This window comes from Streptomyces lunalinharesii (assembly GCF_039532155.1).
In the GTDB taxonomy this organism is placed as follows: domain Bacteria; phylum Actinomycetota; class Actinomycetes; order Streptomycetales; family Streptomycetaceae; genus Streptomyces; species Streptomyces lunalinharesii.
Genome location: NZ_BAAARK010000001.1, coordinates 869,948 through 878,031 on the forward strand (window position 1 = coordinate 869,948; position 8,084 = coordinate 878,031).

7 protein-coding genes and 1 pseudogene are annotated in these 8,084 nt (G+C 68.7%); 5 read left to right on the top strand and 3 right to left on the bottom strand.

Translation table 11 applies throughout. The features are described from left to right. Positions 1 to 68 precede the first annotated feature (68 nt). The 4 genes from ABD385_RS03965 to ABD385_RS03980 all read left to right on the top strand — a co-directional run bounded on the left by ABD385_RS03965 (position 69) and on the right by ABD385_RS03980 (position 4,096). On the top strand, positions 69 to 941 hold the full coding sequence (locus ABD385_RS03965; protein WP_344573516.1) for an adenine nucleotide alpha hydrolase family protein: 873 nt from the start codon (positions 69 to 71) through the stop codon (positions 939 to 941). After that, on the top strand, positions 941 to 2,176 hold the full coding sequence (locus ABD385_RS03970; protein ID WP_344573517.1) for a DNA cytosine methyltransferase: 1,236 nt from the start codon (positions 941 to 943) through the stop codon (positions 2,174 to 2,176). Before ABD385_RS03965 ends, ABD385_RS03970 begins: the two co-directional genes overlap by 1 nt. Beyond that, complete coding sequence (locus ABD385_RS03975; protein WP_344573468.1) at positions 2,176 to 3,297, top strand: DnaB-like helicase N-terminal domain-containing protein; 1,122 nt, start codon at positions 2,176 to 2,178, stop codon at positions 3,295 to 3,297. Before ABD385_RS03970 ends, ABD385_RS03975 begins: the two co-directional genes overlap by 1 nt. Before the next feature lie 97 nt (positions 3,298 to 3,394). After that, complete coding sequence (locus tag ABD385_RS03980; RefSeq protein WP_344573469.1) at positions 3,395 to 4,096, top strand: SPDY domain-containing protein; 702 nt, start codon at positions 3,395 to 3,397, stop codon at positions 4,094 to 4,096. A 278-nt stretch (positions 4,097 to 4,374) separates the two neighbouring features. On the opposite strand, the gene ABD385_RS03985 is transcribed toward ABD385_RS03980, so the two are convergent. The 3 genes from ABD385_RS03985 to ABD385_RS03995 all read right to left on the bottom strand — a co-directional run bounded on the left by ABD385_RS03985 (position 4,375) and on the right by ABD385_RS03995 (position 7,759). Further along, on the bottom strand, positions 4,375 to 5,235 hold the full coding sequence (locus tag ABD385_RS03985; protein WP_344573470.1) for an RNA polymerase sigma factor SigF: 861 nt from the start codon (positions 5,233 to 5,235) through the stop codon (positions 4,375 to 4,377). Positions 5,236 to 5,394: 159 nt separating this feature from the next. Continuing rightward, on the bottom strand, positions 5,395 to 5,571 hold the full coding sequence (locus ABD385_RS03990; protein WP_344573471.1) for a hypothetical protein: 177 nt from the start codon (positions 5,569 to 5,571) through the stop codon (positions 5,395 to 5,397). Between the two features lie 484 nt (positions 5,572 to 6,055). Next, positions 6,056 to 7,759, bottom strand: coding sequence for a chloride channel protein (locus ABD385_RS03995; protein ID WP_344573518.1), 1,704 nt, complete (start codon positions 7,757 to 7,759; stop codon positions 6,056 to 6,058). Between the two features lie 215 nt (positions 7,760 to 7,974). Between ABD385_RS03995 and ABD385_RS04000 the strand changes: the two are divergent. Then, a pseudogene (locus tag ABD385_RS04000) lies at positions 7,975 to 8,084 on the top strand (MarR family transcriptional regulator); the annotation flags it as partial.

Genomic DNA, 8,084 nt, shown 5'->3' on the forward strand with positions numbered 1-8,084 from the left:
GACCGACCATCACCGAACAGCCCCAGTTCCGCGCCCTGTCCCTGGGCGCCGGAGTCCAGTCCAGCACCCTGCTCGCCCTGTCCGCCGAGGGCATTCTCCCCAAGGTCGATTACGCGATCTTCGCCGACACCGGATGGGAACCCCGCTCGGTGTACGCGCACCTCGACCGCCTGGAGCGCGAGATCGCCGCTCCGGCCGGCATCCCCATCCTGCGCGTGTCCAGCGGCAACATCCGGGACGACGCCCTCAACCCGGATCACCGGTTCGCCTCCATGCCGCTCTACATCCTCAACCAGGACGGCAAGGCCGGGATGACGCGGCGACAGTGCACCGGCGAATACAAGATCAAACCGATAAAGAAGCAGGTCAGAGCCATTCTCGGCTACCCCTACCCCGCCCGGATCCCGCGGGAGGTGTTCGTCGAGCAGTGGGTCGGCATCTCCACCGACGAGTTCCACCGCGCCAAGGACGCGGATGTGAAGTACATGCGCAATCGGCACCCACTCATAGACATGGACTGGTCGCGCAGCGACTGCGTCCGCTACCTGTCCTCACTCGGATTGGCGGACACCCCGAAATCAAGCTGCCTTGGCTGTCCCTTCCACGGCAATGCGCAGTGGCGCCACATCCGCGACACCTCGCCCGAGGAATGGGCGGACGTGGTGGCCTTCGATGCCGCCATCCGCCAGGGCAACGCCCGCGCGAACGCCAGCGGCAACCGCCTGCTCGGCCAAGCCTTCCTGCACCGCTCACGGATTCCCTTGTCCGAAGCGCCCATCGATCACGTGACCGCCGCCGAATGGGCCGCTCTCCAGCAGGAACTAGACAGCGGCGAAGACGCCACCGTGCTGGAAGAAGGTGTCACGGACGGATGCTCACCGTGGGCCTGCCGCGGCGACGCCGACGCCCTGAACCGCGACGACTTCGGGCTGGCCGCGTGATCGTGCTCGACCTGTTCGCCGGGCCCGGCGGATGGAGTCACGCTCTGGCCGTGCTCGGGGTACGGGATGTCGGTCTGGAGTGGGATGCGGCTGCGTGCAAGACCCGTGCCGCAGCTGGGCAGTTGACGGTCCGTGCCGATGTGGCGATGTATCCGACGTGGCCGTGGGTCGGGCGCACACACGGGGTGATCGCCAGTCCCCCGTGTCAGGCATGGTCGATGGCCGGCAAGCGGCTCGGGCTCCTGGATCAGCCGTTGGTGCACCAAGCGGTCGAAGACCTCGCCCACGGCCGCGACACCCGCCACCGCCTCCGTGTCGCGTGCCGCGACGCGCGCTCCCTGCTCGCGGCCGAGCCAATGCGTTTCCTGCACGCGCTGCACACGGTCGGCGAACCGGAATGGGTCGTCATGGAGGAAGTGCCCGACGTCCTGCCCCTGTGGCGCCAGTACGCAGCCATCCTGCGAACCTGGGGGTTCTCCGTGTGGTGCGGGATCCTGAACGCCGCTGACTACGGCGTGCCACAGACCCGCCGACGGGCCATCCTGCTCGGATCCCGGGTCCGTACCGCTTCTCCGCCGTCGCCGACGCATGCCAAGGTCGCCGAGCCGGAGTCGCTGTTCGGCCCCGGCCGCGCCCGGTGGGTCGGCATGGCCGAGGCGCTCGGCTGGGACACCACCGACCACGCCGAGCCCGCGCTGTGCGCGGGCGGTGGCCCGGGCGCCGGGCCCGAGCCCTTCCCTTCCGGCGCTCATCAAGCTCACGCTGCTGCCCGCGACCACGGCCCCTGGTCCCGACACGGGGATAAACCCGCACGGTGCCGCTTCAGGGCCGCCGATCCGGCCAAGGCGCCACCCCCCACACTCACCAGCAAGGCCCATCCGTGGAAGTGGTCGTTGCGCAGCAACAACCAGACCAACGCCACCGTCCGATCGGCCGATGAGCCGGCCGGGACGTTGTTCTTCGGGTACCGGGCGAACGAATGCACCTGGGTCGCCGAGCCCGCCGCCGCGCCACCGTGGAGTTCGCAGTGCGACGTCGTTCCGGAGCCGATCCGCATCACGGCCCGCGAGGCCGGCATCTTGCAGACCTTCCCAGCTGACTACCCCTGGCGAGGCACCAAGGGCGAACAGTTCAGCCAGATCGGCAACGCAGTCCCGCCCCGGCTCGCCGCCCACCTTCTCGCACCACACCTGCGCGTGCCACTCAATCCCGACGACTTCACCCTGGCCGCCTGATGCCCAACACCCCCGAACCCCACGAGGAGGACCTCGACAGCCTCACCATGCCACGGCCAGTGTTCTACGCCGAGCAGGCCCTCCTGGGCGCACTCCTCCTCGAACCGCGACGTCTAGCCGACTTGGCCGGGATCGAGCCGGACGCGTTCTCCACCGCCGCCCACCGCGCCCTCTTCACCGCGATCCGCAACCTGCCGGCTCCCGACGCGACCGAACACGCGCGGACCACCGCATGGTTGGACCAGGTCCTCACCACTGCACAGGAGAACATCCGTGGGCTGTCAGCGCCCTACCTCCACACACTGATCCAGGGATGCCCCCGTCCCCAACACGCCTCCACCTACGCCCAGATGGTCGCGACCGAGCACGCCCGCCGCACCCTGCGCACAGAGGCCCAACGCCTCGCCCAGACCGCCCGCGACTTCTCCCACCCGCACCCGGCCCTCGCCAGCCTCGCCGCCGCCGACACCCTCACCGACGCCGTCGACCGCCTCGCCGCGACATTCCCTTCAGGGCCAGCCTCGCTACCCCGCACACCCCCACCGAACCCGCCCCCAGCGCACGACGCGGAGGAAGCAGCCGAGGAAGAACGAGCGCTGCTCGCCGCCGTGACCGCGAACCCGGCCACCATCGACCAGATGCGATGGCTGACCGACCAGGACTTCCTCCACCCGCTCAACGCCGGGTTGTGGCACGCAACGAGTGCACTGGCCCGACGCCGCGCTGCAGTCGATCCGATCACCATCCTCTGGGAGGCCCAGCACCAAGGTCTTCTCACCACCGGCACCGACCCCGAACGCCTTCTGCAGGCACTCGGGGCACCAGCCGCCGGCGATCCGCACTACTGGGGCGAGCGGATCCTCCACCGCTCTCTACTGACCACCGCGCAGCACGTCGCCCGCCAGATCGAAGACCTCACCGACGACCCGGCCACCACCCCGCAGCAGCTCCTCCTCGGCAGCCGCCGCGCCCTCGCCGGCCTCAACTCCGTACGCGCCCGCTGGCACCAGGCCACCTCCCCCGCACCAGCGCCCCCTCGCCCCGCGCGCACGTCCCCGGTTCGCCCGCGAGCCGGCCCGCCACGGACCACCGCCCCGAGCCCGTCCCGCGTCTCCCGCTGACCTTGAACCCGCCGTTTACCAAGCTCAAACGCCTAGCTTCCGGCAGAAGCGAGCATCCATCGTGACATCACCCGAACCATCCACTGACCGTGCCGCGATGGACGACGTTCCCGTCGACGCCGCCGACCACGACGCCCTCCTCGACCACTTCCTTGACACGCACCACGACTGGCACATGTGGCGCACCTGGTCCGACGACCTCGCCTACGCCACCCACAAGTCCCAGACCCTGCGCATCGAACGCGACCACTCGGCACCCGCCCGAGAGACCGCCTGGACCGTCGCCGCCTACGAGACGCCCGTCTCGGACCGGACCTGGCACCTGACCGCAACCGGCGCCACCCCCCTCCCCATGCTGCAGGACCTGCTGATCGACCTCGCCGACGGCACCGCATGGGACACCGCCATCGGCCAGTTCATCGACGAGGCATCCGTCATCGCCGCCACCCAGCCAGCCACCGACGCCGGCTGGACGCACACCTTCGCAGGCCGCTGGATCCACTGGACCGCACCCAACGGGGAGGCCGGCATCCAATTCGACGCCTTCGCCGCCCAACGCCTCAACGACACCCTGCCCACTTGGGTCCTATGGGCAGGCCCCACCATCGATCAGCCCACCTGGGAAATCACCGCCTCGACCCGCACCCCCAGCAACCTGCTGGCGAATCTCACCGAAACCCTCACCCAAACATGCAGCACCCACCAAGCAACCACCCACCCCAGCCCATACGCCCAGCGACACACCACGTCCCTGCCCGCGCCCCCGGCATTCGGGCAGCCCTATGGCCAAGCGCTGTGAACCTCCCAGGATGTCCGTTCGAGTAAGAGCGTTTGTTGTATGAAGGGAATGGGGAGCTTCGGCGCGCGGGCTCCCCAGTTGCCCGTGTGGGCGACCTTTGGGGAGGCCGCCTTCGGAGGGAGCACGTGCTGCGGCGGGGCGCCTGAAGAGCGGTGAACGGCCAGGCGTCCCGCAGATGAGCGATTCCAGCGCAGGACATCTCAACGCACGCTGCAAGAACGGTCGTTGGACTTTTCGACCGTGTGTCACGTGAGCTCTTGGCGCGTCAGGGTTTGTCGTTAGCGATCGGTGAGCAGGCCCTTGCGTAGCTTGCTGAGAGTGCGTGTGAGCAGTCGGGAGACGTGCATCTGGGAGACGCCGAGTTCGGCCCCGATCTGCGCTTGGGTCATCTCCTGGCCGAAGCGCAGCTCGATCAGAAGGCGTTCACGGTCGTCGAGTTGGTGCACGAGCGGAGCGAGCGCGTGGAGGTCTTCGACCAGGTCGATGGCGTGGTCGTCCTCGCCCAGCACCTCGGTCAGGGCGCGGCCCCGGCCGGTGGAATCGGGGTCGATGGGTGTGTCCAGCGAGCCGGCGCTGAAGCCGTTGGCCGCGACGACGCCCTCGATGACCTCTTCTTCCGACAGGTCCAGGTGCGCAGCGAGTTCCCGCACCGTGGGATCGCGATCCAGCTTGAGGTGCAGCTCTTCCTTGGCCTTGGCCAAGTCGCTGCGCAGTTCCTGGAGGCGGCGTGGCACGTGCACGGCCCAGCCCGTGTCGCGGAAGAACCGCTTCATCTCGCCCAGGATGTAGGGGACGGCGAAGGTGGAGAACTCGACCTCGCGGGAGAGGTCGAAGCGGTCGATGGCCTTGATCAGTCCGATGGTGCCGACCTGGACGATGTCCTCCATGTCGTCGCCGCAGTTGCGGTAGCGGCGGGCGACGTAGCGCACCATCGACATGTTCATCTCGATGAGGGTGTTTCGTGCGTACTGGTACTCGTGCGTGCCCTCTTCGAGGTCTCGCAGGCGGTCGAAGAACTGCTTCGACAACTCGCGGGCGTCCTTGGGTGCTACCGCGCTTGGGCATTCGACTTCCGGCAGGTCCACGCCAGCTTGCGCAGTCTGCTGGACGGTGGTGGTGTCCTTCACGGTCGTCGTCATCGTGCCCTCCCTGAACGCCCGCTCGGCGCGAACGGATGGAATAGCGCTTACCCCGACGCACTCGGGAAACTCCTGTGCCGACGGTCACTCAACTTCGAGAACGCTGGTAGAGCGCCCCTGCTGCTGGCCCAGGTCAGCCCTGTACCCGGGTCTTCGCGGTCACGCCGCAGGATCCCAGGCGCCCGTGACGAAGGCGACTTCCAACAGGCCGGGAGAGTTCTTGGGCCAGCCGATCTCTGCGGCGGCGAGTTGCTCGGATGCGGTGGCCAACCAGCGCAGGTAGATGTCGTAGCGGTGGAGCGCCCAGCTACCGTCCGACCAGGTCCAGGCCGTCACCGCCGGCGCACTGGTGATCCCCGCCTGGAGAGGTGGCGAGGGGAAGGGACCTGTAGGGAACTGTCGTGACCAGCCGGGCTTACCGACGCCGAATAGTGGACGACAGTCCTGGGCGGAGCGTCGGATCGGCTTCCTGTCGACACCTCGGCCTGATGGCGCCCCTGCCCTCGTTCCTGTGGGCATCACCTACGCCCCTGCACTGGCATCGTCCGGGTCATCAGCAGCGCCAGGAGCAAGAAGGTCCGCAGCCTCCGCGCAGCCGCTCGTGGCAGCGTCGTTCCCCCAGTTCGAGGTGCGCGACACCTGGAGCGGCTGGGGCGCGTGCCTTGGTACCCGACCAACTCCTTTTCGTCGGACCGCATAGGCGAGGTCGGCCATCGGATCGGGTGGTTGCGCAGAAGCACGGGCCTCCATGGTTCAGGCTCGGAGGGCTACCTGCTCCGCATCCTCGACACCGTGACCAACGGCTGCTGGCGCATCCGCATCAGGCCACGGAGGTGGCTGGTGTGGGGTTGGCGGCGTGCAGAGCCCGGAGGGCGCTTTGGTGCGTCAGCCACCCGAGGAGGCGCTCCTTGCCCGGGTCGAGGACGGGGAGTCCGGTGCCGGTGGCGGTCATCAACGTGTGCAGGGCGGTGGCGAGCGGCATGTCCGTGGTGAGGGTCGGATCTGCCTGAGCGAGGTCGCCCGCCTGCGACGATTGGGCGTCCGGTGCGTCGGTGAGTGCTTCGGCGACGGCGCGGGCGGTGAGCGTGCCCACGTAGCGGCCGTGGTCGTCGACGACGGGGAGCGCCCCGTGGTCCGAGCGGATCAACAGGTCCGCTGCGGCCGTCAGTTCACTGTCGGCCGACAGCGGCGCCGGTACGGGTTCCATGACGGTCCGGACCGTGTGCGTGGTGAAGGTGGCGTGCGGCGCGGGGGTGTGGAGGTCGATGCCGCGGCGGCGGAGTTTGAGGGTGTAGATGGTGTCGTGGGAGAGCAGTCGGCTGGTGGCGGTGGCCAGGACGATGGCGAGCATCAGGGGCAGGATGATCGAGTACTGGCCGGTGAGTTCGAAGAGGATGACGACGGCGGTGATCGGTGCGCGTGAGGCGCCGGCGAAGACCGCTCCCATGCCCACTAGGGCGTAGGCTCCGGCGCCTCCGGCGACGCCAGGCATGAGGTGACCGGCGGCGGCTCCGTAGGCGGCGCCGAGCATGGCGCCGATGAACAGGCTCGGCGCGAAGACCCCGCCGGAGCCGCCGATGCCGATGGTCAGGCTGGTGGCCACGACCTTTCCGGCGAGGAGGAGCAGCAGGAAGGCGATGACGTAGCCGCCTTGGGTGGCCTTTTCCAGTACGGGGTAGCCGACGCCGTACATCTGGGGCAGGGCCAGCAGCACCAGGCCGAGTAGGAGTCCGCCGACCGCGGGGCGGAGCCATTCCGGTCCGCGCCAGGCCCAGTCGCAGGCGTCCTCGATCCAGTACAGGACGCGGGTGAAGCCCACTCCGATGATGCCCGCCACCACTCCGAGGGCGGCGAACAGGCCGTATTGGGCGAGGTGTTCGACGTGGAAGGGGGGAAGGGTGAGGAAGGCGTTGTCGCCGAAGGCCGCCCGGCCGATGACGCTGGCGGTGACGCTCGCGAGCACTGTGGCGCCGAATGCCTCGGCGCTGAAGGTGCCCAGGATCAGCTCCATGGAGAAGAAGACACCGGCCAGGGGTGCGTTGAAGGTGGCGGCGATGCCGCCGGCCGCGCCGCAGGCGACCAGCAGGCGCATGCGGTCTTCACCGACCTTGGCGAACCGGCCCAGCGTCGAGCCGAGGGAGGAACCGATCTGGACGATGGGTCCCTCTCGACCGACCGAGCCACCGGATCCGATGCACAGGGCGGAGGCCAACGCCTTGACGATCGAGACCCGCGGGTTGATCCGTCCCCCGCGCTGGGCGACGGCGAGCATCACCTCGGGGACGCCGTGACCACGAGCCTCCTTGGCGAACCGGTCGACCAACGGTCCGTACAGGAGCCCGCCCACCATCGGAGCGATGATCACGAACGCCGCGCCCAGCCAGGGGACATGGGGGTTCGCGCTGCCGCCGGCGCTCGCGTAGTCGGCGTGGCCGGAGAAGAGATGAGTGAACGTGGTGATCAGCCAGCGAAAGGCGATCGATCCCAGGCCGGCGCCGGCGCCCACCGCGATCGCGAGCACCAGCACCCCCCACGGCGCTCCGCACAGTCGCGTCACGAGGGACGGAGGCCGGGCCTCGAGGACTGGCGCCTGCACAGCGTTATCGGCAGGGGGCACCGCATCTATGCCGGTCATATTTTTCCTCTCCTCGCTCTTTTTGCATTATGCAAACGTTGTCAAGTGTGTCCGTGGGCGAGATAGAAAGGATCGCGACCGAGGGCAAGGGAGAGTTACCTGACATGGCAGATGTGGACGAGGTCACCCGGGCGGTGCTGACCGCCTCACGCGTGCTGGTGGGGGTCTCCGCGCGCTCCCTGGCGGCGGCCGAGGACAAGGTCACGCTGCCCCA